Here is a 25,776-nt window from a genome sequence, read left to right as displayed (position 1 = left end):
TTCACAATGTCTTTCAATGAAAATCAGATCCTTCTAGACATTTAAAACATTTTCTATGTATAAACCAATCTCATTTGGTCAATAGTGTTAGCAAGACACTAGGAATCAAGGAGAATGATAATCATGGAATGCAGAAAATGTGATAAATATATCCGAGTGAGAGATATTGCTCAGCACAAAAAACGCAATGGCCTATGCAAGAGCTGCCATGAAAAAGAAACGAAATGGATCCAGCAAGGATTGAAGTTTGCCATTCCCCCTAAGAAAAAAGCAAAATAAAAAAGCCACCTGGATTGATGGCTCAGTAAACGACTTGCTGTTTTCCTCCTACATTAATGATCGTAGGATAGACTTTGTATTTTTCATTCACGTTGTGTTTTTCCTGCAGGGCATATACAAAGTCAGGTGAGTTGACACATGCCTGCAGAAGGTAATCTGCGAGCTCTGATCGAGAAAAACCTGTACTGACTGCAAGAGCGTCTAACTTCTTTTCAGTATCATTGCTGACGGATGTCGAGAACCTGCAGCATCGTTTTCCGCCTAATCCTTTTGTTTTCGCACTTTTCGATTTATTGGGAACTTTAACTTTCGCCATTGTTTAATCAACCTCCAAAAGTGAATGAGTGATGCAGTGATGTTATAAGATATGTAGGACTTTCCTGGAAAAGAACTGTTCTTTATCATTTAACAAGGGTCGCTTTCCTATAATCGGCATTTAGTGAACAGGCAATATATTTATTAGAATGAGAAATGAGGATGCAGGAGAGATTTATTTAGATGATAAACAAGCTTAAATATTTTATACATGTCGAATAAGTGAAGGTACTTGAACGGAAATTTAGTTCTTTTTAGCTTAGCTATATACAAAAAATCTGCACCACGAACAAGGTGATTGTTCGTGTTTTTGGTTTGTCTAGTTTATAAGAAATGGAGCATAGACAAGCTTTTTAAATCTTTTTTTCTATAAATTAATGAATCTTACAATCATAAAAATGCTTTAAGATACCTCCCCTCACCTCTTCTACATAACAGATAGGATTGATTTTTCTTAGATTTTTCGAATCGGAAAAGTGGTTCAGTGCACCAATTCAGCAGCTGCATCACGAAAGGGAGGGAGGAGATTATTTTCATTGTTCGTTTCATATGATAGTGAGGAGCTAGCAAATACACTATCTTACAAGCTAGCTCCTTGTAAAAAAGATTCATAGAAAAAAACGAACATTCTCGACATTTTAAAAATGTGAGGATGGTAATTATTCAGTCATATGGTTATATGGTTTTGAATATCCTATAAAAACATGTCCGAAATGAGGGGATCATATGAGAGTGATTGCTAAGGTGCCAAGTGATTTTGTTATTACTTTTGATGAAGAGGAATTTGTGGGGTTATCTGAAAGAGAAAAAGATCAGATCATCCTTGCTGCGGTTAAAGAGATAGTATCTGAGCAAGTAGGCTGGATCGAAGTGCCCGAAAAAATGGCTATTTAAATAAGAAAACCCCAGAGATCATATGAACTGCACCCCAATTGTTAGACATCATCTAACAAGGTGCAGTTTTTCTATGGCTAAATTTTCAAAAGAAGAAAAAATAATGGCCGTTAAAAGATATCTAGCAGGTGAAGATTCTTTTAAGGGAATCGCTAATTCTATTGGTGCAGATACAGGGGATTTACGTACTTGGCTTAAACGATTTGAATATTACGGGGAAGAAGCATTTGAAAAGGTATATACAATCTATTCTGCAAGCGATAAACTGGACGTACTTAACTATATGCACGAACATAGGACGTCAACAAGAGAGACAGCTGCTGTTTTCAACATTAAGGATCCAAGTACCATTCATAGATGGATATCTCTTTACGAAAGTGGAGGTGTTGACGCCCTGCAAACAAAGAAAAAGGGGCGTCCATCCATGAAGAAGAAAGAAGCAAAGAAAGCAGCACCTGAAGCAACACGGTGTTATTCAAAGTATGTCCCGAAAGGGGAATTGCTTGGATAATGCGGTCATTGAAAACTTTTTCGGGCTTTTAAAATCAGAACTGGTATATCTTTAAGAATTTAAGGATATTGAACATTTTAAGCATGAGCTTAAAGCATATATCCACTATTACAATCATGAGCGGATTAAAGCAAAATTAAAAGGCATGAGTCCGGTAGAATACCGAACTCATGCCCTACCCGTTGCCTAATAATAAAGTGTCTAACTTTTTGGGTTCACTTCAAAGGAGAGAGGTTTTTAAAGGAAGTATACTATCTTTATTCATTCCAAATAGTATGGTACAAGCCTTGAAAATTACTTATTTTCTCCGTAACTGATAAGGTTTGTGAAAATTCTATACCCTCCAGGCACCTGGCCCTGGATTTGACGGTAGAATACTAAGTTGGTATAGAGATAGGTTCCTTCACCGTGATTTGCCATAAGAATTCCGCCATCGAATGGTTCCTCATTAGGGTCAGCCATGCTAACGAATGTCTCGAATCGATCGTCCCATTTCATTGGATAATAAAGTCCTCGCTCTTGAACCCATCCTTCCCAATCCTTCTCTGTAATTTTGTTAGGATAATTGAAAAGTGGTGATTCTGGTTGAAGTACATTTACAGTAGCGTTCTCATCTGTGACCCTCCAGCGAATAGAAGGATTTCCAATAGTCAATGGATACGGGGCAGTCGTCAGTGCATCCCAGCCATCACTTGGCTTATGGTATTGGACGACAAGGTGACCGCCCTCTTCTACATATTTCATCAGGCGTGCGTTATTGGATTTTAGGTCTTCTCTTGAAAGGTAAGCTCGAATTCCTGTAACAATCGTATCGTATTGACTCAAATCTCCAGTTGCAAGGTCTGATTCAGTCAGTTTTGTAATGTCTAACCCTGTATTTGTCAAAGAATCTGCAACGGTGTCAAACCCACTATCAATGTAGCCTATTTTTAAGTTAGGCTGCTGCAGGAGTTCGAAGGCAACTCCATCTATTTGTGCAGGATACTGATAATAGAAAGTTCCTATGTGATCATAGCTTATTTCCTGAATGGTAGAATTGTAGGTTTTTCCGTTCGCTACCGCTTTAGCCCCAATATCAAATTCATCCTCAGTAATGTCCTTAGGAGGAATTAGCTTGAATGCTACTTCTTTTTCTTCAAACTGTTTACTGAAGTTGACTGTTGCTTTATTCGGTGTTGCTTCCCAGCCATCAGGAATGTTTAATGAAATTGACGATTGGATTTCTCCGCTGTAATAGTTTTTAACCTTCACTTTAATTGGCATTTCCTCTGGTATGTCTGCTGTATTCACAACAGTATCTTTAGGAGACATTGTGAGAGAGAGATCTGGGAGAACAGCTACTGTCTCGTCTAATTCTTCTGTATGTCCAGTCTTGGTTCCACGATTCTTAAAATCAACATTGACGCGTATTGCAGGTTCGTCATAAGCATGATAATCCTTCGCGTTTTTAGGCACCTCAACTTTGTAGATGATTTTCACTGTCTTTCCAGGAGAAAGATCATTCCCATTATTTTTCGCCCATGCTTTCCATCCTATAGGAACGGCTAAAGAAAGATCGATGTCTTTAAGGGTTTGTTCTCCCCCATTCTTAAGTGTTATTGTCACAGATGTTTTTTGACCTTTTGTTAAGACATTTGATTCTGCTTCAGCAGATACTTCAAGGTTAGAAGAAACAAAACTTACCGTTTCTAGTTGACTTTCTTTAATGGAAAGCTTATGAAGAAGATCTTTCTTTAGTTTTTCATCAAGCTTGGTTTTCTCTGTTTTCTTTATCAGCTTACGCACATCATTTAGTGCAATTTGTGTTTTTGTGAAAACCTTGTCTCTATTAGGGTAAGCTGATACGATGGAGTTTAAATTTTTTTGAAGCTGAGTTAAATGGACACCCGTTGATTTCTCTTTTTTAGGAAGGGTCAGAGCCCATTCTGCCAGGTCATATGGGACCCCTGCGAACAATTCATTGATATCTTTCGTATCTACTGAAGTCTTAAGCAATTCTAGATGGGTTTGTCTAGGAGCTGCAGGAATGTCATTACCCATGCCTTGACTCTTATGCATGTACCGAGATTCTTCTCCTAGCTGAGGATAAGTCATGTTGTAGATGGGATCGTACATTCCGATCTCAATAGAGGTAGTAGCTGTTTGTGGAGATTCTGCTGGCAAAAACAACTTTTTCACTTGCCATACAGACAGTCCTTCTTTTAACTGTTGTGGATATACTTTTGGGTTTGCGGCATCTTCAAAGGCCCGTTCACTTAGAATTTCCATCGCTCTATGGTGACCGTGCTGAGTGTGGTCATTTCTAAAAGATGGCATAAGAATATCTGGCTGATACGTACGAATAAAACGAATTAAGCGTTCGTAGGTAAGGTCCTCTCCCCATTTTGCTAAGGTTTCTTCAGGTGTTTTTGAGAAACCGAAATCGTATATAGGATCAGAAGTCGTATCACTAAGATGATATGCTTTAACACCCGTAATTTTGGACGCCTCAATCATTTCTCTAGAACGAATAATCCCAAGCGCGTTGTCTAACTCATTTCCGATTTCATTCTGTCCGCCTTCGCCACGGTTAGCTATAAGACTAGAGGTCGTAACACCAAGCCCTCTTGATAAGTAAGCTAAAAAGTCACTTCTTTCATCATCTGGATGGGCCCCTGTATTTAAAAAGGTGACCGTTGTTTCAAGTGGTTTGAGCGTATTCCACAGCTCTACATCTGGTTCTTCCTGCGATGCACTTGCATTGCCTCCGATTTGCAGTGTAGAAATAACAAGGATAATGGAGAGTAATGCTACTATAAACTTTTTCAATGACCGTAACCCCTTTCATTATTTTGTTTTACCAGTGTAATAAGACACTCCTTTCCGCCTGAATATTTAGTAGGTTAGTAAACCTGACTAACTAACTTAAGGTGCCTTATCTAATGAATACCATAAAGAGCTAAAAATGTAAATACTCTCTATTTTCCGAAAAAACATAAATTGGAAATTCAATACTATATATGCTGTTGTATTATTCCAACAGTTTTAGTGGTGATAATCTTTGTAAACATTGTGAAATTGGGTTATATTTTAGTTAATTATGTACTATCAACCTATATATTGAGGCCGTGATGTTATGAGTTTTAAAGGGATCCCTATGCATATGAAATCATTTAATAAAAAATGTATTCTCCAATGCATTAAAGATCAATCTCCTATTTCGAGAGCGGAAATAGCTGTGAAAACGAAAATAAGCAAACCTACTGTTTCGCTATTGGTAGACGAGCTAATAAATGAAAATTGGGTTATAGAAAAAGGTATAGGCGAGTCCTCTTCACAAGGTGGCAGGAGACCAATTCAACTATATTTTAATGAAAAGGCAGCCTATATTATTGGGACAGATATAGGTGGTACCAATGTCAGAACGGTCTTATGTGATTTAGGAGGTAACATTGTTGCGTCTTGTAGCTTTGCTACCCAAAAGTATCTACCTTCAGGATTACTTGAACAGTTATCAAAAAAAGTAGATGGCATGATTAAAAAGCAGAATATCGAAGTTACTCAAGTGTTGGGGATGGGCGTTGGTGTACCGGGAATTACAAACACTTCTAGTGGGTTAGTAATAGAAGCACCCAGCTTAAATTGGGTTCAGTACCCTTTTATTGAAGAGATAAAGCAATATTTTTCTTTTCCTGTGTTTGTCGATAACGATGTCAATGTTGCATGTTTGGGAGAACAGTGGCTTGGTAATGCCAAGAACAAAAGGAACGTTCTTTACATTTCAGTCGGTACCGGTATTGGTAGTGGGATTATTATCAACAATCAGCTTTATCGAGGCTCTTCATGTGCTGCTGGGGAAATCGGATACATGGTCACAGATAAAAATGATATGAAAAATGAATTTAAACCTGTTTTTACCCATTATGGATATCTAGAGAGTGTTGCTGGGGGGAAATCCATTGGCAACAAATTTACGGATAGAATAAAGGAAATCTCTGATCATCCTATGCATGAGCTGGCTCATACTTCTGGCTTAACCGGAGAAGACGCGTTTAAAGCAGCTAAATGTGGTGATATAGTTGCTCTCTCTGTTATAGATGAAGCTAATGAACATTTAGCATATGGCATCATTAACGCTGCAAGTCTGCTGAACCCTGAGGTAATAATTATGGGAGGCGGCGTACTAAAATCATCTGAGCTCATACTTCCGAAATTACAAGAAATTATGAAGCAGTACCTACCAAGTACAGTAGAATTGAAGTGCTCATTTTTAGGTGATAGGTCTGGAGTACTCGGTGCTGTATCCCTTTTCCTTAGAGAGTATGAAAGTATTATTCAGTATTCATAATCTGTTTTCTATGGTCGATTATGGATTGCTATAGTCTTACATTCTACACATCAGAATGAAAAGAACCTGCTTCTGTTGAGTATTCATCTCAAAGCAGGTTCTTTTTTAGTCGTTTATTTGCTCATTGTTCAATATACCTCTTTGAACAATGTATTCGTAAGGCTCTAAATTGGCTGTTATTAACCGACTATTAGGAAATTGATTTTTGACTTTATCGGATAATCGTTTTTGGATATATTGATTGTGCTTAAGAATCCCACCTTGAAGGATGATTGTATTGTTCTCATGCGTGTTTAATGTTTTTTCCATCACAGCAAATAGCAATAAAAAGAGTTCATCCGATGCTGCATCGAGAATAGTGTGGGAAACTGAATCACCCTCTCTTCTAGATACTTCTACGATTTGAGCGATTTCACTTATTGTGTCGACTGAATCGTTTGCTCCATATATCCAATTATAGAGAGCTTCAACTGTTGGCAGGCTGAGTGCTTTTAACACTTTATCCCTTAATATCGTATTCGGTCCTCGTCCATCACTCATCATTAAGATTGAGCGAATAGCTTCTTTGCCAATCCAATAGCCACTTCCTTCATCACCAACTTTGTGCCCCCAGCCACCTGCACGTACGTATTCGCCCTTTCCATTATGTGCAAATGCAATGGACCCCGTGCCTGATATAACCAGGGCCCCAGGACGGTTTGACGTGGCCCCAATTAAAGTAGAAAGGGCATCATTCTCAATAATGATTTTCTCAATATTGATCCCACATTGTATACAAGCATTGATAATAATACGATGGACAATATCTCTATCTTCAGAAGTATCGATTCCTGCCAAGGCGAAAACACCTGTTTGAAATGTAATTTGATCTTTCTTGCAAATCTTTATTAACACTTCTTCGATAGCCACTATTAGAGCATTTTTAGCTTCTTCAATACCTGCTACCTGATAGTTTGAAGCATTCGACCGGCCAATTCCCATTACTTTCCCGGTGGAATCAGTAACGACAGCAAGTGTTTTCGTTCCCCCTCCATCAACAGCTAAAAGAGGGAACGTTGAATTATTCACTTTCTTTAGCCCACTGATGAACGTGTAATTTTAATTCCTGTTCATACTGTTCAAGGGCATCTTTTTTTCTTTTTATCCAATCTAATAATTCTTGCTGCTCGTCGTTCTTCTTTTTCAGGGTGGTTGTCATTCTGCTGGGAGCAGGTCCTCCGGGCAAAGTTCGTACGTGCACAAAAGAAACTGGGTTCAATGTGTTCTTGAAGGTATCCTCTGTAAGAGTTAACGGTTTTCCAATCACTTTTTGGGCATACATGTTCACAAGCGATAAAGTAAGATTGCTTAGAGAATCTTTCCCAGATTGGGTAAGAGATGTGACGGCACCGCTGACAATATGATGTGCTTGGCGGAAAGAAAGGCCGTCTTCCCGAACAATCGTATCTGCAAGCTCAGTAACATTAGCAAAACTTTCTTTAGCTCGATTTAACAAAAGTTCCTTATCTACATTCATAGTCAGCAAAACACTCGAAAGCAGCTGATATATTCCTTTTAGACGATCCATTGCTTTCCAAAGGTAAGGCTGCATATCATCTTCAGTGTCTACGATATCGCCAAAAGGTGTATTGTGCACCATTGTGAGAACAGTCTGTGCATCACCAGCGACACCCGATAGCAGGGCTCTCATATGTTCAATGGAAACTGGATTTCTCTTTTGTGGCATGATTGAACTGATTTGAACATAAGGGGCTGCAAGTTGAAAAGCTGCAAATTCCTGAGTACCCCATAACAAGAAATCCTGTGTGGACCTTCCTAGGTTTAATGCGGCAATTTGTACAACAGAGGCTGTTTCCATGATGTAATCCGCACCTGACACGGCATCCCAAGCATTATCGATTATATCTTCGAATCCAAGCAGCTCCTGCATTCGACTACGGCTAATCGGAAAGCCAGATGTAGTAAGGGCTGCCGCCCCCATGCTGCTGCGGTTAACGGTTTGGTAGGCTGATTGAAGACGCCCAATGTCACGCGTAAGCATATCGGTCAAGGCATTAAGATAATGTCCAAGCGTTGTCGGCTGAGCCTGTTGCGTGTGTGTGTAACCAATCATAATAGTCTCAATATGTTCTTTTGAGAGTTCAATTAAGGATTTTCTTAAATGCAATGCACCATCAAGGAGATCCAAGAGTTTTTCTCTTAGGGTCATTCGGTAAATAGCAATTCCCATATCGTTACGGCTGCGTCCAATATGAAGATTACCCGCAATATCCCCAGCCTGTTTGATTAAGTCATGCTCCACTTGGAAGAAAAGATCCTCAAACTTTGGATCATATTCTCCTTTTTGAAGCTTGTCTACTTCTACATTTTTAATTGCATAACCAATTTTTTTTGCCTCTTCCTCAGTAACTAGACCTTGCTCTTGAAGCATTACTAGATGAGCTGTGTGAATTTGAAGCATTGACTTTAAAAAATTTTTTTTTGCTTCATTGTACGCTGGTTTTAAAACCAGCGATGTATAGGATTTTGATGGAAATGAATCTCCTTCTAATTCAATAATTTGATTTCTGAATTTTGAATCCATGTCAGTCTCCTCTCTCGGTTCCGATAAGCCAATTTTTTATTAGCTTATTCATGTTATCTGCCGCAGCTCTGACGATTACTTCTCCTTTTTCCTGCGCTGTTTGTTTAATTAATCCTGTGTATCCATCCCAACTCTCAGGTGTTCCCTCTACTGTTATATATGGGAGGGTCGAATACTTGTTTGTCTCATTGAATTCGTTATCTTCTCGCTCCACGTTTACGAGATCAGGCCTGAAAGCTTTTACAGTAGACATTTCAAACGGACCTCCATGTCCTCTTCCGGTTGTTCCAATAAAACCGAGTTCCTCGGCTTTTCCAACTTCAACCATTTGCCACCAATTTATCAATAAAAACTTTGCGTTTGGATAATGAATGGTGATGTACTCGGCAACTGATCGTGAAAGTCCCATGTTGGCATCATGGGCATTCAGAAGGACAATTCTCTCGGTCCCGAGTTCGAGTATTCCCTGTAATATATCCGACAAGTATTCAAGCATGATAGAAGGTCGGACGGAAATCGTTCCTGGATATTTAGCCGTTTTTCCTGGACAGGAGGAATATGGAACAGTTGGATAGACAATACCACCAAGGTCCTTTTGAATTAAGTCCCCAAAACCTTCCGCAAGGATAATATCCGTACCATAGGGAGAATGGGGACCGTGGTATTCAAAGCTTCCAAGTGGCAGTACCACAAAGGCAGCTTTTTTAAATTCATCAAGTTGCCTTCCGTGTAACTCAAGTGCGTTCATTTTCTTTCCCCCTTACATTGCGGATCCAGCTTTTCCATTAGTCAATTTTTGTGAGACGAATAGAACGATAAGAATCAATAGGATTTGCAAAACGCCGTATGCACATGCCGTCCCAAATTGAAAGGCATACATTTTTTGGAATATTGCTACAGATAAGGGCATAGTCGATGTGCTATATATTAAAATGGAAGCAACAAATTCACCAATGCCCTGTACAAATGCCAGCAACGTACCTGCAAGGATTCCAGTCATGGTCATTGGGAGGATAATTCTTCGGAATGAAGTTATCCAACTAGCACCGAGACTCCGTGCAGCTTCTTCGATCGACTGATCCATTTGCATCAAACTCGCAGATGTCGATCTGAAAATGAGTGGCAGATGTCTGACAAAGTAGGCAAGTGGAAGAATCCAAAACGTCCCGATCAGAACTTGATTAAAGCTGAATACAGTTGGTTCGCTGAATGCGGCAATGAGGTTTACGGCTACAACCGTACCGGGTAGTGCCCAAGGGACCATTATCAAAATGTCCAAAACTGTTTTTCCTTTAAATTTAGTTCTGACCATAACATAAGCTGCAGCTACACCGAAAATGATATTTGCTATGGTGGCTACAAAGCTCATTTGAATGGAGTTCCATATTGGTCGCCATGTCCGTTCATCAGTAAAAAGTGTTAGATAATGTTCAAAGGTATAAGCAGGTGGTAAAACTTGAATCGTCCAAGTTCCATCTACTGAAAACGAGATAAGAACTAAGACAAGAATTGGCAATAAAAGAACGATTACTCCGATAATTGAAAGTATCATAGAGAAGTACTTCATAAAGGAAGAGCGTACTTCTGTACGGTGGACACTTATTCCTTTACTTTGGTTTTGATAGTTACGTTTGTTTTGATACCATCTCATCAAGATAAGAAAGGAAATTGAAACAAATGATAGAATGGTAGACTGGGTGGCTGCCATATCAAGGTTCCCATTTGTCCTAGATAGATAAATCTGCATCGTCATTGTTCGCTCAACACCGAATATGAGTGGGGCTGTATAACTAGCCATTGCTATCATAAAAACAAGCAAAGATGATGCAACTAGCGCAGGCGTAAGCATCGGTAAAATCACTTTTAACCAAATACGAATTCGGCCGGAGCCCAAGCTTGTAGCAGCCTCCTCCAAAGAAGGATCAAGCCCTTTAATTGCGGCTGAAGCCGTTAGGTAGAAATAAGTGTACATTGTGAATGTATGGACGACAATTACTCCCGTAATTCCTTTTAAAGAAAAAGGAACACTTTCTAAATTGAAAAGCTCTTGTACTGCACGAGGGAAAATTCCACTTTCTCCATACAAGAATGTAAACGAAAGTACCCCGACCAAGGGCGGTAATGCCATTGGAACAAGTACAAGCACCGATAAAATCTTTCTGCCAGGAAATTCATATCGATCTAGTAAGAAGGCCATCGCGACACCGACGACTGCACACGTGATTACACTTAAAACGGATATGTACACACTGTTCCACAATGCCTCCAGATTCGCCGTGCTTTTAAGACTGAAAAACTTTTTATAGTTAGAAAATGAACCATCTGCACTTGAAAAGCTCTCCATGAACGTTTGATAAAATGGGTAAATAACATATGCCAGTAGAATTAAAAAGAGGGGCGATATCAAAACATAAATAAAGTATTTCGAACGTGTAATCCGTGACCACGAGGTTTCATTTCTTGAAAAATCTTCTATTGATGCCATACGTTGTCACCTCCTATTCTCCAATAAAATAAATGCTTCTTTCGGGAATGTGGAGCATTATTTTTTCACCTCGACTCATCACCTTGTTCCCTTTGTTGACAACCATTACCTTAAGCGTGGTTTCATTTGCCTTTACAATGTAGTTGATGGTGACACCCGTAAATTCTACAAATTGAACTTCTGCACTGAATTGATTAGGCCCTGGCCCTTCTGCCAGTGCTTCTGGACGTATTGATAGTTTAATAGGCTCACCTGCACGAAAGGACACGTTCGGTGATGAGTTTTTGAGCAACCCCTTCAAATCCAATCCATCTGACGTTTTAGCCGTTATGCCGTTTTCAGAAATTTGATCAATAGTAGCATCCAGTACATTGGATTCCCCGATAAAAGATGCGACGAATTTGTTGATGGGTCTGTTATAGATTTCTTCTGGAGATCCAATTTGCTGCACAACTCCATTGTTCATAACCATAATACGGTCTGACATTGCCATTGCTTCTGTTTGATCGTGTGTAACATAGATAGTTGTCACACCAAGCTCCAGCTGTAATCGCTTAATTTCAAGGCGAGTCTCTTCACGCAACTTCGCGTCCAAATTTGATAGGGGCTCATCCAGCAAAAGAATGTTTGGTTCAATAACGAGTGCTCTTGCAAGAGCAACACGCTGCTGCTGTCCTCCTGATAACTCATTTATTTTTCGTTCACCATATTGATCGAGGTGAACCATCGATTGGGCTTTCTCTACTTTTCTTCTTATTTCAGCTTTGCTTAATTTACGGACTTCGAGTCCAAAAGCAATATTTTCAAAAACAGTCATATGGGGAAATAATGCATAGTTTTGAAAAACCATTCCAATGTTTCTTTTGTTGGGCTGGAGGGTGGTTACATCATGATCATCGAAAAGCACCTTCCCTTCAGATGGAAAATAGAAGCCAGCTATCATCCTTAGGGTAGTTGTTTTGCCACACCCACTTGGCCCTAGGAAAGTAAAGAACTCCCCTGGTTTTATATCGATATCGACGTTTTCAACTCCACGAGCTTTACCGAACATTTTGCTTACTTTATCCAGCTTCACGCTTTTCATCTTTATGCACCTCGTTTTCATGAAAACTTCTTTATTTGAAATAAAGGAGGCCTCGAGAGGGTTTTTATCTTCTCAAGGCCAGCCTATGAATGGATGTAGCCGTTATAAAAAATCAATATAGTTTGAAATAAAACCACTTATCTCTCTCTGTTATTTTCCTTTAATATTTTCATCCCAATGCTGCATCCACTCTGCTTCTTTTTCAGCCATTATTGACCAATCAATATCAAGTGCTTTCAGATCTAACTCTTTATACCAGTCAGGCATATCCTCTTTTGCAATATCCGTACGTGTTGGAATTTGATATAATTCATCGGCAAGTTTAGCTCTGGTATCTTTTGAGAATAAGAATTCATAAAATTTTTCTGCATTTGCCTTGTTTTTAGCACCCTCCACCATAGCTACTCCGTCAACTAAAATAGGTGCACCACTTTCTGGATAAACATAATCAAATGGCTGGTTATTTTCATTTTTCTGAAGAAGAATATCCTGCAGATTCCAAAGCGATATCAATCCTTCTTGTCTAGCTAATTTCAAATACAAGTTTGTCGGGTCTTGAGCATACTCCTTGGTATTTGCATCAAGCTTTTCAAGCCATTCATAACCTTTCTCAGGAGTATCTGCTCCTTCACGGAAAATCATAGACGAATAAATGGTTCTCATCGTTCCAGAAGCCATGACACCACGAATAACAATTTTGTCCTTCCACTCTTTATTTAGAAGTTCATCCCAATCCTGCGGGGCATCTTCTTTCTTTAGGGCTTCACTGTTAATCATGATAACCTCCGGCAAAAGCATTTCACCATACCAACGGCCCTCAGCATCTTTATGTTCTTCTTCAATCACATCATCAAAAGATGGCTTAAATGCAGCAAGTAGATCTTCCTCTGCTCCTACCATGAGTGAAGATTGTGTACCTCCCCACCAAAAATCAGCCTGCGGATTTGCTTTCTCTCCCCGTATACGCTCTAAGATTTGTTGTGCCCCCATTGTAAGTGTCTCGACTTCTATATTTGGATATTTTTCGTTAAACATTCCGACTACCTTGTCAACAACCGCTTGGTCACGAGCTGTATAGATGACAAGCTTACCCGTATCGCCTTCATTTTCTTTGCTGTTTCCTTTTTCACTTCCCCCACTGCTGTTGCTGTTACAGGCAGTAATGATGACCAATACCATAACCAAAAGTAAACTAATTAATCCCTTTTTCTTGAACATGTCTACCCCTCCTAGATTATAATGATCTATTCTGATAGCCGAACTGAGTGAATTCCTCCAATGCAAGATGAATAGCGCCATATAGCCCAGCTTTAGAACCAAGTGTCGTTAATGAAATGGATGGTAATTTTGGTATGTACCTCTCGATGCTTTTCTTTAATAACTCCAGGTACTCATCTTGTAAGTCAGACATTTCCCCAGAGAGAATAACAAGTTCAGGGTCTAGGATGCTTGCTAGGTTTACAATAGCTATGGTCCAGCTATCAAGCAGTTCATTTAATAACTCCTTAGCACTTGTATCTTGCAATGAGAAGCGTTGCAATTGAAAGATCGCCTTTTTACCGCAATCAACGGGCAAACCTAAGCGCTCCATCCTTTGCAGTAATCCAGTAGTACCATAATTTGATTCAAAAACACCCATGTCTAAGTTATTATTTAAAGTGTTACCGATCAGCATATACCCGATCTCCCCAGCTGCTCTATGTGCACCTCTAATAAATTCTCCGTTAATAATAATACCGCTTCCAATTCCGTTTCCTGCAAATAAGTAGATTGTATTTTGATAACTGGCACCCAATCCTTTATGAAATTCGCCGAGTGTCATTAGATTCACATCATTGTCAATTACAACAGGAATACCAATCTGCTTTTCAAATATTCTTACTACGTCATTGTCCGACCAGGATACTCCAGGTGAAAATCTTATTCCTTCTCCTGTTTCTGTGGTGATTCCTGGTACGCCGATTACCATACCTAGAATCTGATTTTTGGATATTGAAAAAGAGGTGATAATTTTTGTTAACATTGAATCTACAACGGTAATAATCGCATTGTCGTTCACAGGCATTTTAATGCATTCACTATCCGTTTTGATGAAGTTTCCATTCATGTCCGCGAGTGTCACTTTTATCAAACCATCTTGTAAGATAGCTCCCCCAACATAATTAGATTGAGCATTATACTCAAGTAAAATAGGTTTACGGCCCCCATTTGAAGTTGAATTTCCCATTCCCACTTCGCGAACCATTCCCTCGTTTATCATTTCTTTTACCAACTCAGACACACTAGGTCTGCTAAGCTTTGTTTTTTTTGCTAAAGCAGCACGAGATTGTAGTGGATGAGATCGAAGCTCTTGTAATATTAAGTTTCGATTTAGCTCTCTCATTAATGGAGGACTTGCTTTTCCCTTCGAAAAAGATGTCACATCATTCACCTACCTTTTTGTTTGTTAAGGTTACTAACAAACCATATAAAAAGTATAGGCTCATCCGATTTAAACAGTCAAGGTAATATTTATAATCTTTTGAAAATTATGATATATATTACCGAGCTTTTCATGGGAATAAGTGAAGGTACTTGAACGAAATTTGGTTCTTTTTAGCTTAGCTATATACAAAAAATCTGCACCACGAACAAGGTGATTGTTCGTGTTTTTGTTTTGCCTGGTTATAAGAAATGGAGCATAGACAAGCTTTTTAAATCTTTTTTTCTATAAATTAATGAATCTTACAATCATAAAAATGCTTTAAGATACCTCCCCTCACCTCTTTTACATAACAGATAGGATTGATTTTTCTTAGGTTTTTCGAATCGGAAAAGTGGTTCAGTGCACCAATTCAGCGGCTGCATCACGAAAGGGAGGGAGGAGATTATTTTCATTGTTCGTTTCATATGATAGTGAGGAGCTAGCAAATACACTATCTTACAAGCTAGCTCCTTGTAAAAAAGATTCCTTGAAAAAAACGAACATTCTCGACATTCATAACTTCGTAAGATCTATACGAATCAGTCATAACCAGATCCGGCTTATAACAATACATTCTAAATGAGGGGATCCTATGAGAGTGATCGCTAAGATTCCAAATGATTTTGTTATCACTTTTGATGAAGAGGAATTTGTGGGGTTATCTGAAAGGGAAAAAGATCAAATCATCCATGCTGAGGTAAAAGAGATCGTATCTGAGCAAGTAGGCTGGATTGAAGTACGCGATAAAATAGCTAACTAAAAAGAGGCCCTAGAGATCATATTCTCTGGGGTTTTTATTAAAGTTCTTATATATATGAAAGCGATGAGTGTTAATGAAATCGAAATTTACGGATTTCTCGATATTAACCTATGTTTAGAGTAATTACATCATTGACAATGACAACATTGTTATCATTGTCATATGTTTTTATCATTGTCATTATCATATATTTTATTTTCACCATTATTGATGTTTATATTTGTATTATCAATATTATTTTATACATGTTTCAAATATTATTTGAATTCAATATATCAAAAAAGTTAAGAACATCTGTTGTGTATGAAAGTAACTAAGGCGTTTCACATCAATACAGTAGAGAAGAAGCGTGATTTTCAATGATTAAGATGTCGATTATCAATAAGGAAATGGAGGTTTGAAATCTAATTCGCTAATGGTACTTTTAAACAGTAAAACTTTTAAAGGTGCAATAGCTTAATATGAGGTTCTGTTAAACGCTTATTGTTGATTTTTTAAACAAACAAAAATGAGTGATTAACTTCGTCTTTTTTGCACCCGTTTGTTGTTATATGAGATGGATCAGCTCTTCTTGAGAAGGAGGTTCGAATAGAAGCATGTACTCTTTAAGGTTAGTCTCAGATAACCGAAACGTAACTTCAGGTATTTGTGCATTTCTTGCTGCAAGACGCTCTAAAAGCATCTCTTCAGTTGCATCTAAAAATGAATCTTAAAGTCAGCTCCTAATACTGCTGCTCGTGAGCGAAAGAAAGAATAATAAATTAATATTATTATTAACAAAGCGTTATATTAAAAAGAGCAATCAGAAATAACCTGATTGCTCTTTTTCTTTTATCTGATTTCGTTTGAATGAAAGTTTTTAGAAATCAATTCAATCGTTTTATCTTCAAGATTTTCTTTCGAGAACCCCGTACTCTTCCAATAACTTTCTAATGGCCGCATTGATTAGTTTGGACTTATCCCCTTTTTCTCCTCTTGCTGCGATTTTGTCTACTTCTGCAGCTAAGTCAGGATCCATATAAAAAGAGGTGAATACCTTCTTCGCTTTTTTCTTTGTTGTTTTTTTTCCAGCGACTAAATCACGAAGATAATCATCATCATCATCATCATCATCATCATCGTTGTTATTGTCAATGTCACTGTTAACGGTGACATTAGTATTAACAACATCAATATTGTCCTTTTTAACATATGTGTTGTTGTTAACTTTATCGATGTTATTATCATTATCTTTATTTTTGTCATTATTATTGATTATATTTTCATGATTGAGATTATTATCACTATTGTTATCTAATTTCTCATCTGTTTTCTCTGTATCATATGAGTTAAAAAATGCCTGTGTAGCATTTGGTTTTTTAATTTTATCTTTGAGGCTGTTTTTGGTTGACACGATCTTTCAGCTCCTTCACAAATGGTATGTAATATTCTAATGCATTTTTTAATTCGGCATTACCATCAAAACCTGAAATCGCTAATCGTCTCGTAGAAGCTTTTCTCCTAATGATTGAATTAAACATTAATCCAGGGTAATCTTCTTGAATGGCTTCTTCCATCACTTCATTTTCTTTAGCTCTAGCATCAATTAAAGAGAATAGAACGCCGGCAGTTTTTAATGCAGGGTTATATCGCTCTTTTGCTCCTTCAATAATCTCTAAGAATTTAGGAATGGCATAATATGCAAACATCGATCCATCAAACATGACAACAGCATAACTTCCAGCTTCTGAATATGTACTTAATGGCATGACTGTCTGCTCAGATAACGCTGGAGGTGTATCGATAATAATCCAATCATAATCCTCCATGACAGGCTGAAGGGCTTTTTGTAAAGCATCTAATTTTAACCCTTTTTCATACATCCTTCTCGGTAATGTTGCCAAGAAATCGTTAGATGGAATTAAATCTAGATTCTCTTGGATCTTAATGATATATGAACGTGCGTCCTCATCTAATATAGCTTCAAGAATGGTTTTCTCCTCGAACACATTGCATATATCATACTCCCCGGTTAAGAAGCTGGTCAGATTTCCTTGTCCATCCATATCAATTGCTAAAACCTTTTCTTCCTTACTTAATAGATAGGATGTAATTCCACTGCTGGTAGATTTTGAACAGCCACCCTTGCTTATACCAAATGTTACTATTTTCGCTGCCAACATGAACACCTCTTTTAATAAATTTATATATATTAGAGATTTTGTTATCCTTTATTACATTGATTTATATGTATAAAATAACAATAACGTCATTTATATTAAAACATATGTTGTTGTATATGTCACTTTATATATTAATACAGTATATAAAGGTCTTGTATTTGCTTTTTATAATGTAAACTTATTCAATAGCTATTTGCAGAAATAGTGCAGTCTATAGCGATAGCTGCTAGTTTGATATGGTAATAAATAATATGTAATTAATGTTAAATGTTATAAATAAATTAACGTATAAAATCACTTATATGTCTACATATAAGTGATTTTATACTAAATCAATACTATTAAAATCAACTTCATTATATATTTAAAAGTTAGTGTTAAATTATATGATGCTATATATGTTAAACATATAAGTGATTAAATCAATACTATTAATATCAAACTTATTATATATTTGTAAGTTATTATTAAGTTATAAGATGATATATATGTTAATGTATATATTCTAATATATAACTACATATAAGTGATTATATATTAGATTGATACTATTAAAGTTAATTTATTATATATTTAAAAGTTATTATTAAGTTATATGATGCTATATATGTTAATGTATGTATTCTAGTAAATAACTACATATAAGTGATTATATACTAGATTGATACTATTAAAATTAATTTATTATATATTTAAAAGTTATTATTAAGTTATATGATGCTATATATGTTAATGTATGTATTCTAGTATATAACTACATATAAGTGATTATATATTAGATTGATACTATTAAAATTAATTTAGTATATATTTAAAAGTTAATGTTGAAATATATGGCGTTTTATATGTTAATGTTCATTTTATCTTTAATATTATATTTAAGATTAATGTATATATATTAATAAAACTAATGTCAATATTAACATTAACAAAATTGTATATGTGATTTTTAAATATAATACATATGTTACTATATATATTAAATTATATATGATTATATTTGGTAAGAAAGTAAATAGATTAGAAACTCAGCATAATTAGAACTATCAATAGTGAAATCTATCTATTTGTAATAATAACGAAGATAAATGTATGTCTATCTTGAACTGTCACCGGTCTACTAAATCTTAGGGATTTGGATTCTTACTCTAATAGAGATTGTTTGACTACAGAACATAGTGAAATGAGAAGATCTGCAAGACTATCAGCGAATTGATCATTAGAAATATAATCAATTGAAAAAACCTGTACTGTTAACTTTAAAATGAAGATATCAGTTCTAGATTTCCGTATACCTGAAGATGTCATTAGTGAACAAGTGGAGCTAAAAAAGAAAAGAAAGGAATATCTTTTTTCCTTAAGTAGGGGTAAAAGACAAAGTTTAGCTGTAGCTCCTATGTTATTTTCAGATCCGATGATCTTAACTTGATGAACCCACCATTTGTCAGGATGATCAAAGCTTGAAAGCACTCTTAACCTTAATGGGAAAGTTGGTTAAGGAAAGAGAAGCAATAGTGGTCATGATTACTCATGATATGGAGGTAGCGGCTCAATACGCTAGTAGAGTATTAGTCATAGACGCAGGAAAAATTGTACTTGAGGGTTGTCCTAAAGAAGTCTTCTTTTAAAACTATTAAATGTTGCATTCACTAAAACTAAAACCACTCATCATTTCACAGTTTTCAGCAGAGTTATCAGAATTCGGATTTCCTCAAGTGTTGAATGGCATATGTTTAATAAAGAAGTGGTAAATTATTACCAAGATATTAAGATTGTTGAAACAAATTAATGAAATGTCATTCAATAACTACTATTAGCACCGTTCAGAATGAACGGTGTTTTTAATATCTATAGCAATAGATTCAAATTGGTTTTTCTATATTATTATATACATTAATATATATGTTTATTTTATTGTTATAATATATGTTAATGTATAAAATGTTGTATATTGTGTAAATTACATTAAAAATGAATTCATCCAAGCTCTGGTTTAATTCAATTGTTTTTACAGTCGGGGTACCGCCAACATTTTAACGAAAATATACGCTAAGCCCTGAATTGCGTCCGACTTGGCGTTCTCCTTACTCTAAGCTCAAACGACACGATCACCCAACAAACTGAATTAGACTGACTCGTAAAAAAAGCAGTGACGGACTAGGAACTCGAAAGACCTAGACTGCCGCTGCTTTTATTGTGCTAACGTAATCCGTTAGCGTAATCTACTTTAGGAGACAAGGTCATCTAACCGTCTGGTAAACGAGGCCTATGGCTCCAGAATCAAATGTCTTGTTTTCGATAAGTTTAAGATTGATCTTCTCCTTGAGACCTTGGAATAACGGCAACCCGCTGCCGATCAGGACGGGAGAAACCGTAATTTTATACTCATCTATTAAATCAAGCTGCATAAGGTAGTGTGCGAACCTAGGACTGCCGAGGATGACCATATCCTTGCCTGGCTGCTGTTTGAGGTTCTTGATCTCTTCCTCGACATCTTCTTTCACCAGTCTGGAATTGTTCCATTCGACTTTCTCCAGCGTCGTGGAAAAAACGATTTTGGCTGTCTTTTCGATCCACTCGGCATGATTCCGTTCATGCTGCGAAGCTGATGGGTTCGAAGGCACAGATGGCCAGTAACTGTGCATCATCTTATAAGTCCCACGTCCCCAAATGACAGTGTCGGCAGTACTCAGAATTTCTTTCGCGTGTTTCTCCAAATCAGCATCGTAGGAAACCCAGCCAATGTCCATTTCACCGTTCGGCCCTTCTACAAAACCGTCAAGCGATGCGTGCAGAAATAGAACGAGTTTTCTCATTTTCAGTTCTCCTTTGTTCATGAGGGATATCTACATTATACATTAACTACATTTTAGCATAATTCAACTTGGGTTGTTTCTTATGGATTGCTAATCTAAACTGCCCATAGAGCTATCAAAGATCCTCCTTCGCCTGTTTACCCTCCTACAGAAAAACGGGCGAAAATCCCATCGTTACGAGAAAAAGACAGTCTTTGATATTTTGGGTGTTGTCTATGATTATACCATGTGTCACAAGAAAGCAGCATAGCGCAAAAAAATGACCTATTTTAGGCTTATTTGGTATGTCTTTCTTTAGTAGCATGAAAGATTGTCTTATAGAAATAGCTCTTCACTAACCATTCATCATCGTTAGCTTGATGGGCATGGGGTACCACCAGCAAAACGCGAATTTACAACGCTAAGGAAAACAACCGGTTTTCACCACGATAAGGTGTAACCGGTCAAAAAGTGTCTCATTTTCTAGTACTACAATATCTGCGTTGTATTTTTCAAAATGGACCTTTCGAGGGATTGAGCAAAAACACCCAATTTACAAATAGTAGGGATAAATTTAGTTAAAATTGGTTAAAATTGGTTAAATTAATAAGAAGATTAATAAAGGATGATAAAATGATCGAAAACGATAAAATATCTGCACTTCAATTGATGATGTTAGTAGTTTTATTTAATATTGGTACAACGATTTTGATTGTACCATCTAGCCTTGCTCAAGAAGCGAAACAAGACGCTTGGATAGCAAGCATTGTTGGGTTAGGAATAGGCTTATTGTTTATTCCTTTATATAACGCCTTGGCGAAACTCTCCCCAAATTTGACGTTGTTTCAACTTAGTGAAAAAATTCTTGGAAAATGGTTAGGAAAAACGATTTCCGTATTGTATTTTACGTTTTTCTTTATTATATGTGCATTTTTGGTTAGGGTAATCGGGGATTTTATCACAACACAAATTATGCCTCAAACCCCCATACAAGCCATTATCATAATATTTCTCTCCATTGTCATCATGGGTATTCGCCATGGACTTGAAGTATTTTCACGATCCTCCGAGATTTTGATGCCTTTGGTTATCTTTCTTTTATTTATTGTTGTTCTAACTACTGCTCCTCAAATCGACTTTAAAAAAATACAGCCTATATTTGAAGCGGATATCAAAACTTTACTAAGAGCAAATGTTGTCCATATCGGAGTGCTGTTCTTAGAATTAATTGTGTTTTTAACCATTTTTCCTTATGTAAATGATCCGAAAAAAACAGGAAATGTCCTCTTGATAGGAACTCTAATCGGAGGAATCGTTACCATTTTGATTACATTTCTTTCAATTAGTATTATTGGAGCTTATCATACGGCAGGAATTCAGTATCCAACCTATATGTTAGCTAAAAAAATCAATATAGGTGAATTTCTGCAAAGGATAGAGGCAGTGATAGCTGTAATTTGGTTTATTTCTATCTTTTTTAAAATGACTATTTGTTTTTATGCTTCCGTTTTAGGACTTGCCCAAACATTAAATTTGAAGGAATATCGCTCGCTAACTTATCCTCTAGGGATGATTACCGTTGTATTATCCCTTGTCATAAGCCCTAACATTGTTTATTACGAATTCTTTACCGCCAAAATATGGACACCCTATGCTTTAACCTTTGGGTTTTTCTTTCCCTTGCTACTACTTGTAGTAGGAATATTACGAAAAAAGGTGTGCTAAATTCGTATTCAACTATCGGGAATCGAGAGTTGAAAAGACGATTCTACTACACAATAAACGGGTCATAACTGGAAGTAAAATCCAGCTTATGACCCATTTTTACACGTATCTCGGCTTAACCCCGTTATGGTGCAAATTTCGAAAAAAAGCGAATCTTATGATGTTGAAATTACTGGGAATGCAGTCATGTTAAAGATTTCGATGTTTATTTAGAAGATGAATAAAGTTACTCAACGAACGGGTACTAATGCTATATAAGTACGTACCAATTCTAACAGATTTTGATCTTCCCAATACCAGCTTCTAAAAGCATATTAGTTATTCAAGAAAAGGGCGCGATTGTTGAATAATTAAATCCCAATGTCTCATTTATATCACTGAGACATTGGGATTTTTAATACTGGAATATCCTAAACGTTGTAAATCCGCGTTTTGCTGGTGAAACCCCGTAATGGACTAAGTGTATTTATTTTTCACGGGATAGGTATTGTAGAGCAGGGTTTAATTCCCTCAAGACAATGGAATAAACAACCTAAAGTGTTCTTTAAAAATGTTGATATAAATAAAGTCGAAACATTTGTCGATGTGGAAGAGGTTGGGTTTACTATATTCAGTAAGAATAGTCTATTTAACTCACCTGGAAAAATCCCAAACTATATATCCGGTGATTACTCACTTGATATTAATAGTAGCGATATCTAACGTTTTCGGCTATAAGTTTAATTGTATCCGTTATTCAACAATCGGGGGCTTTAGTTCAACAAGACCACCAAATGGAGGAAATTATGGACAAGGTATTACATGAGATAGCCAATTTAATAAGCAGTAAAGATAAAAAAATAATCATTGGGATTTCGGGTCATGGTGCTTCTGGAAAGACAACGTTTGCAAATAATCTTTTAAAACTTTTGGGAAATAATGATGTGAATTATATTAATACTGACCCATATATTATTGGCTCTAATATTAGGAAGTACACTGTTTTAGATTATGAATATAACAATGAAAATCATCATTATAAAATGACAGCTTGTCATCCTGCTGCTCATAATTTAACAGCTTTAGAGAGAGATATAAACATGATGAGAGATGGTTTAGATTTTTATACAATAGGTACGCATTATAAAAAGAGCACTTTAATTTCTTCACGAAACAAAGTGAATATTGTAGAAGGAATGAGTGTTGCCTTTATAAATCCAACTTTGTTTGATTTAAAAGTTTACTTATATACTGATGGAGAAACCGAGTTAATGAGAAGGTCTATTCGTGATGTTTCTGAAAGAGGAACAGATATTAATTATTTAAGAAAATCTCATGAAGAGCGTAGAATTCAATATGATTTATTTATGCATCCTTATCATCAAAATTTTGATATTGTTTTAAAAAATTCCAATGAAGAGTATTTACTAGAAAAAGGTAATTTTAATTAAAATGTGAAATATTGTACTTAAAGTAACGGGTGCGGTAGTTCAATAAGAATTAAGTGACTTTATGAGTAAAGTCAGATTTTATTTATTCAATTATAGGACGCTTTTCTTCGATAAGACAACATAAATGATATTCAACACTCGGGGGCGATTGCTTAACAAAGTGTCACCTCTTCTTATTGAGGTAAAGGGCAGCATTCCTGTAATGAAGAAAAATGGGATTTGAACAAAAAATAAACCTCTTGGTAAGATATGAGTGTCCTGAAGCTGGCCAGCGAAAAGGACAAAACATATATACCAGGAGGCCTTCAATATGAATTATAACCAAAATGAAAAGATTGCTCAAATAACTTCTCAAACACTAATTGTAGGTGTAGATATTGCGAAGTACAAGCATGTAGCTCGTGCTCAAGATTTTAGAGGACTAGAGTTTGGAACACCTTGTCACTTTGAGAACACCAAAGATCATTTTGAACTCTTTTTAGGCTGGATAAAACATTTGATGGAACAGAACGGCATGGAACAGGCGATAATAGGAATGGAGCCGACAGGTCATTATTGGCTCAACCTCGCTCATTTTCTGAAAGAAGAGGAGATAAAGTTTGTAGTTGTAAATCCTATGCATGTGAAGAAATCTAAAGAATTAGATGATAATTCTCCAACCAAAAATGATGTGAAGGACGCTAAAGTCATTGCACAACTAGTCAAAGATGGGAGATATGCCGAACCTAATATTCCACAAGGAGTTTATGCAGAACTTCGTGTGGCAAGGAAAATACGCGATCTCTTATTTGTTGACTTACAAGCTGTGCAGGGGCAAATTCATAACTGGTTAGATCGATATTTTCCTGAATTCCTTACAGTGTTTAAGGATTGGGAAGGAAAAGCAGCATTACAATTATTAAAGTTAAACGTATTACCACATGAGTTAGAGATAGTCTCGGAACAAGAGATCCTAATTCACCTCAGAAAGGCTGTAAAACGTGCGGTTGGACTCAGTAAAATTCAAGAACTTAAACGGGTAGCCAAAGACTCTATCGGTATTCGTGAAGGTTCAAGGATGGCTAAATTAGAGCTTCGCACTTTACTAGACAAGTATGAGTTAATAAATGAAAAGTTCGAAGAACTAGAATCTGATATTGATGGACTCCTTGAACGGATACCAGGTGTTCAACAAATGTTGGCCATCAAAGGAATCGGCAAGGACACTGTAGCTGGCTTCTTTTCTGAAGTAGGGAATTTAAGTTACTATTCTCACCCTCGACAAATCATCAAGTTAGCTGGGTTGAGTTTAAAGGAGAACACCTCTGGAAAGCACAAAGGGCATACGAAGATTACAAAGAGAGGCAGGAAGACACTAAGGGCTCTCCTCTTCCGAGTAGCGATGCCTTTGGTAGCTAAGAACACTGCTTTTAAAGCTTTACATGAGTATTTTACAACACGTAAAAATAATCCTCTAAAGAAAATGCAGTCTCTTATAGCGATATGTAATAAGCTGATACGTATTCTTTTTACGATTGGTACAAAACAATGTGAATTTAGTGAAGATAGAATGTTGAAGGATATTCCTCATATGGCTCCTTTACTGAAAGCAGCTTAGGGTTCATTAGTTAATATTCAAAAGGTTTTATTTAGGATTATTATTTAGACATTTGAAGCACGGATTAGTCAGTAAAACAATTAAAGTACGGACTTTGATCCTGTCGGGCAGCATCACTGACATCCACCTCATGGAAAGGTTGGACGAAGGAATTTTGGAGCGTAGACTCTGTGAGATATGGGAGGGTTGACCTCCATGAGACATGTGGACATCCACCAGTGCAACCATACTTTAACTAGGTAACCACTTTTTGGATAGGAGTGGTTAGGTAGTTAAGGACTTTTTTTCTCTAACGCACCAAAAATAACCTTATTTTCAACTTACTTCCATGACTTTGATGTCTAATTAAAATAAATCCTAATGA

At 36.7% G+C, this 25,776-nt stretch carries 21 protein-coding genes and 2 pseudogenes; 11 read left to right on the top strand and 12 right to left on the bottom strand.

What is annotated here, in order from left to right; all coding sequences use genetic code 11:
- Positions 1-123 precede the first annotated feature (123 nt).
- Entirely contained in the window at positions 124-279 is a 156-nt protein-coding gene (locus tag QFZ72_RS28905; protein ID WP_307440580.1) for a hypothetical protein, read from the top strand.
- 22 nt (positions 280-301) lie between these two features.
- Here QFZ72_RS28905 and QFZ72_RS28900 read toward each other — a convergent pair whose 3' ends face one another.
- Positions 302-595 carry a hypothetical protein gene (locus tag QFZ72_RS28900; protein ID WP_307440578.1) on the bottom strand — a complete coding sequence of 98 codons (294 nt, stop codon included), beginning with the start codon at positions 593-595 and terminating at the stop codon, positions 302-304.
- A gap of 725 nt (positions 596-1,320) precedes the next feature.
- Here QFZ72_RS28900 and QFZ72_RS28895 point away from each other — a divergent pair.
- From QFZ72_RS28895 to QFZ72_RS28885, 3 genes and pseudogenes are all read left to right on the top strand, one after another.
- Positions 1,321-1,488, top strand: a complete 168-nt coding sequence (locus QFZ72_RS28895) for a DUF7167 family protein (protein WP_307440576.1) — start codon at positions 1,321-1,323, stop codon at positions 1,486-1,488.
- A gap of 22 nt (positions 1,489-1,510) precedes the next feature.
- The gene (locus QFZ72_RS28890) at positions 1,511-1,999 is read left to right on the top strand and encodes a helix-turn-helix domain-containing protein (protein ID WP_307440574.1); all 489 of its coding nucleotides are present in this window, start codon (positions 1,511-1,513) and stop codon (positions 1,997-1,999) included.
- Positions 1,944-2,189: pseudogene (locus tag QFZ72_RS28885) on the top strand (IS3 family transposase); the annotation flags it as partial. The gene QFZ72_RS28890 and the pseudogene QFZ72_RS28885, both read left to right, overlap by 56 nt.
- A gap of 104 nt (positions 2,190-2,293) precedes the next feature.
- Here the strand turns inward: QFZ72_RS28885 and QFZ72_RS28880 are convergent.
- Positions 2,294-4,807 carry a PIG-L family deacetylase gene (locus QFZ72_RS28880; protein WP_307440573.1) on the bottom strand — a complete coding sequence of 838 codons (2,514 nt, stop codon included), beginning with the start codon at positions 4,805-4,807 and terminating at the stop codon, positions 2,294-2,296.
- Between the two features lie 307 nt (positions 4,808-5,114).
- On the opposite strand from QFZ72_RS28880, the gene QFZ72_RS28875 reads away from it, so the two are divergent.
- Positions 5,115-6,326, top strand: a complete 1,212-nt coding sequence (locus QFZ72_RS28875; RefSeq protein WP_307440571.1) for an ROK family transcriptional regulator — start codon at positions 5,115-5,117, stop codon at positions 6,324-6,326.
- A 105-nt stretch (positions 6,327-6,431) separates the two neighbouring features.
- Here the strand turns inward: QFZ72_RS28875 and QFZ72_RS28870 are convergent, their stop codons facing one another.
- The 7 genes from QFZ72_RS28870 to QFZ72_RS28840 all read right to left on the bottom strand — a co-directional run bounded on the left by QFZ72_RS28870 (position 6,432) and on the right by QFZ72_RS28840 (position 14,901).
- Positions 6,432-7,394 carry a BadF/BadG/BcrA/BcrD ATPase family protein gene (locus QFZ72_RS28870; RefSeq protein ID WP_307440570.1) on the bottom strand — a complete coding sequence of 321 codons (963 nt, stop codon included), beginning with the start codon at positions 7,392-7,394 and terminating at the stop codon, positions 6,432-6,434.
- Positions 7,387-8,910, bottom strand: a complete 1,524-nt coding sequence (gene argH / locus QFZ72_RS28865; RefSeq protein WP_307440569.1) for an argininosuccinate lyase — start codon at positions 8,908-8,910, stop codon at positions 7,387-7,389. The genes QFZ72_RS28870 and argH overlap by 8 nt, the downstream gene beginning before the upstream one ends.
- A gap of 1 nt (position 8,911) precedes the next feature.
- Positions 8,912-9,658: a creatininase family protein gene (locus tag QFZ72_RS28860; RefSeq protein WP_307440567.1), complete on the bottom strand. Its 747-nt coding sequence runs from the start codon at positions 9,656-9,658 to the stop codon at positions 8,912-8,914.
- Positions 9,659-9,670: 12 nt separating this feature from the next.
- A complete protein-coding gene (locus tag QFZ72_RS28855) occupies positions 9,671-11,395 on the bottom strand; it encodes an ABC transporter permease (RefSeq protein WP_307440565.1) in 1,725 nt (574 codons plus the stop codon).
- A 13-nt stretch (positions 11,396-11,408) separates the two neighbouring features.
- On the bottom strand, positions 11,409-12,479 hold the full coding sequence (locus QFZ72_RS28850) for an ABC transporter ATP-binding protein (protein ID WP_307440562.1): 1,071 nt from the start codon (positions 12,477-12,479) through the stop codon (positions 11,409-11,411).
- A gap of 150 nt (positions 12,480-12,629) precedes the next feature.
- A complete protein-coding gene (locus tag QFZ72_RS28845; RefSeq protein ID WP_307440561.1) occupies positions 12,630-13,697 on the bottom strand; it encodes an extracellular solute-binding protein in 1,068 nt (355 codons plus the stop codon).
- A gap of 16 nt (positions 13,698-13,713) precedes the next feature.
- On the bottom strand, positions 13,714-14,901 hold the full coding sequence (locus tag QFZ72_RS28840) for an ROK family transcriptional regulator (RefSeq protein ID WP_307440558.1): 1,188 nt from the start codon (positions 14,899-14,901) through the stop codon (positions 13,714-13,716).
- Positions 14,902-15,535: 634 nt separating this feature from the next.
- Here QFZ72_RS28840 and QFZ72_RS28835 point away from each other — a divergent pair.
- Positions 15,536-15,703 (top strand): DUF7167 family protein, encoded by a 168-nt coding sequence (locus QFZ72_RS28835; RefSeq protein WP_307440556.1) that lies wholly within the window; start codon positions 15,536-15,538, stop codon positions 15,701-15,703.
- Between the two features lie 886 nt (positions 15,704-16,589).
- On the opposite strand, the gene QFZ72_RS28830 is transcribed toward QFZ72_RS28835, so the two are convergent.
- Together QFZ72_RS28830 and QFZ72_RS28825 are read right to left on the bottom strand one after the other, a co-directional pair.
- Positions 16,590-17,096: a ribbon-helix-helix domain-containing protein gene (locus tag QFZ72_RS28830; RefSeq protein ID WP_307440555.1), complete on the bottom strand. Its 507-nt coding sequence runs from the start codon at positions 17,094-17,096 to the stop codon at positions 16,590-16,592.
- Positions 17,068-17,862, bottom strand: a complete 795-nt coding sequence (locus QFZ72_RS28825) for a ParA family protein (protein WP_307440553.1) — start codon at positions 17,860-17,862, stop codon at positions 17,068-17,070. The genes QFZ72_RS28830 and QFZ72_RS28825 overlap by 29 nt, the downstream gene beginning before the upstream one ends.
- Before the next feature lie 1,463 nt (positions 17,863-19,325).
- Between QFZ72_RS28825 and QFZ72_RS28820 the strand changes: the two genes are divergently transcribed.
- Positions 19,326-19,493, top strand: a complete 168-nt coding sequence (locus tag QFZ72_RS28820) for an ATP-binding cassette domain-containing protein (protein WP_307440551.1) — start codon at positions 19,326-19,328, stop codon at positions 19,491-19,493.
- A gap of 612 nt (positions 19,494-20,105) precedes the next feature.
- On the opposite strand, the gene QFZ72_RS28815 is transcribed toward QFZ72_RS28820, so the two are convergent.
- A complete protein-coding gene (locus QFZ72_RS28815; RefSeq protein ID WP_307440549.1) occupies positions 20,106-20,681 on the bottom strand; it encodes a dihydrofolate reductase family protein in 576 nt (191 codons plus the stop codon).
- 109 nt (positions 20,682-20,790) lie between these two features.
- Between QFZ72_RS28815 and QFZ72_RS28810 the strand changes: the two are divergent.
- The 4 genes and pseudogenes from QFZ72_RS28810 to QFZ72_RS28795 all read left to right on the top strand — a co-directional run.
- A pseudogene (locus tag QFZ72_RS28810) lies at positions 20,791-20,931 on the top strand (IS4 family transposase); the annotation flags it as partial.
- Between the two features lie 362 nt (positions 20,932-21,293).
- Positions 21,294-22,385: a GerAB/ArcD/ProY family transporter gene (locus QFZ72_RS28805; RefSeq protein WP_307435308.1), complete on the top strand. Its 1,092-nt coding sequence runs from the start codon at positions 21,294-21,296 to the stop codon at positions 22,383-22,385.
- Between the two features lie 785 nt (positions 22,386-23,170).
- Entirely contained in the window at positions 23,171-23,815 is a 645-nt protein-coding gene (locus QFZ72_RS28800) for a uridine kinase family protein (protein WP_307440547.1), read from the top strand.
- Between the two features lie 310 nt (positions 23,816-24,125).
- Positions 24,126-25,412 (top strand): IS110 family RNA-guided transposase, encoded by a 1,287-nt coding sequence (locus QFZ72_RS28795; RefSeq protein ID WP_307440417.1) that lies wholly within the window; start codon positions 24,126-24,128, stop codon positions 25,410-25,412.
- Positions 25,413-25,776 lie beyond the last annotated feature (364 nt).

The organism is Bacillus sp. V2I10 (genome assembly GCF_030817055.1).
Lineage (GTDB): Bacteria > Bacillota > Bacilli > Bacillales > Bacillaceae > Bacillus_P.
The sequence above is the reverse complement of the archived record's forward strand: the minus strand, read 5'-3'. Positions and strand labels throughout refer to the sequence as shown.

Bases quoted from the DNA above. Each gene is read 5' to 3' on its own strand.
- QFZ72_RS28905 (WP_307440580.1), top strand. From the start codon at position 124: ATGGAATGCAGAAAATGTGATAAATATATCCGAGTGAGAGATATTGCT.
- QFZ72_RS28900 (WP_307440578.1), bottom strand. From the start codon at position 595: ATGGCGAAAGTTAAAGTTCCCAATAAATCGAAAAGTGCGAAAACAAAA.
- QFZ72_RS28895 (WP_307440576.1), top strand. From the start codon at position 1,321: ATGAGAGTGATTGCTAAGGTGCCAAGTGATTTTGTTATTACTTTTGAT.
- QFZ72_RS28890 (WP_307440574.1), top strand. From the start codon at position 1,511: ATGAACTGCACCCCAATTGTTAGACATCATCTAACAAGGTGCAGTTTT.
- QFZ72_RS28875 (WP_307440571.1), top strand. From the start codon at position 5,115: ATGAGTTTTAAAGGGATCCCTATGCATATGAAATCATTTAATAAAAAA.
- argH (WP_307440569.1), bottom strand. From the start codon at position 8,910: ATGGATTCAAAATTCAGAAATCAAATTATTGAATTAGAAGGAGATTCA.
- QFZ72_RS28860 (WP_307440567.1), bottom strand. From the start codon at position 9,658: ATGAACGCACTTGAGTTACACGGAAGGCAACTTGATGAATTTAAAAAA.
- QFZ72_RS28855 (WP_307440565.1), bottom strand. From the start codon at position 11,395: ATGGCATCAATAGAAGATTTTTCAAGAAATGAAACCTCGTGGTCACGG.
- QFZ72_RS28850 (WP_307440562.1), bottom strand. From the start codon at position 12,479: ATGAAAAGCGTGAAGCTGGATAAAGTAAGCAAAATGTTCGGTAAAGCT.
- QFZ72_RS28845 (WP_307440561.1), bottom strand. From the start codon at position 13,697: ATGTTCAAGAAAAAGGGATTAATTAGTTTACTTTTGGTTATGGTATTG.
- QFZ72_RS28835 (WP_307440556.1), top strand. From the start codon at position 15,536: ATGAGAGTGATCGCTAAGATTCCAAATGATTTTGTTATCACTTTTGAT.
- QFZ72_RS28815 (WP_307440549.1), bottom strand. From the start codon at position 20,681: ATGAGAAAACTCGTTCTATTTCTGCACGCATCGCTTGACGGTTTTGTA.
- QFZ72_RS28805 (WP_307435308.1), top strand. From the start codon at position 21,294: ATGATCGAAAACGATAAAATATCTGCACTTCAATTGATGATGTTAGTA.
- QFZ72_RS28800 (WP_307440547.1), top strand. From the start codon at position 23,171: ATGGACAAGGTATTACATGAGATAGCCAATTTAATAAGCAGTAAAGAT.
- QFZ72_RS28795 (WP_307440417.1), top strand. From the start codon at position 24,126: ATGAATTATAACCAAAATGAAAAGATTGCTCAAATAACTTCTCAAACA.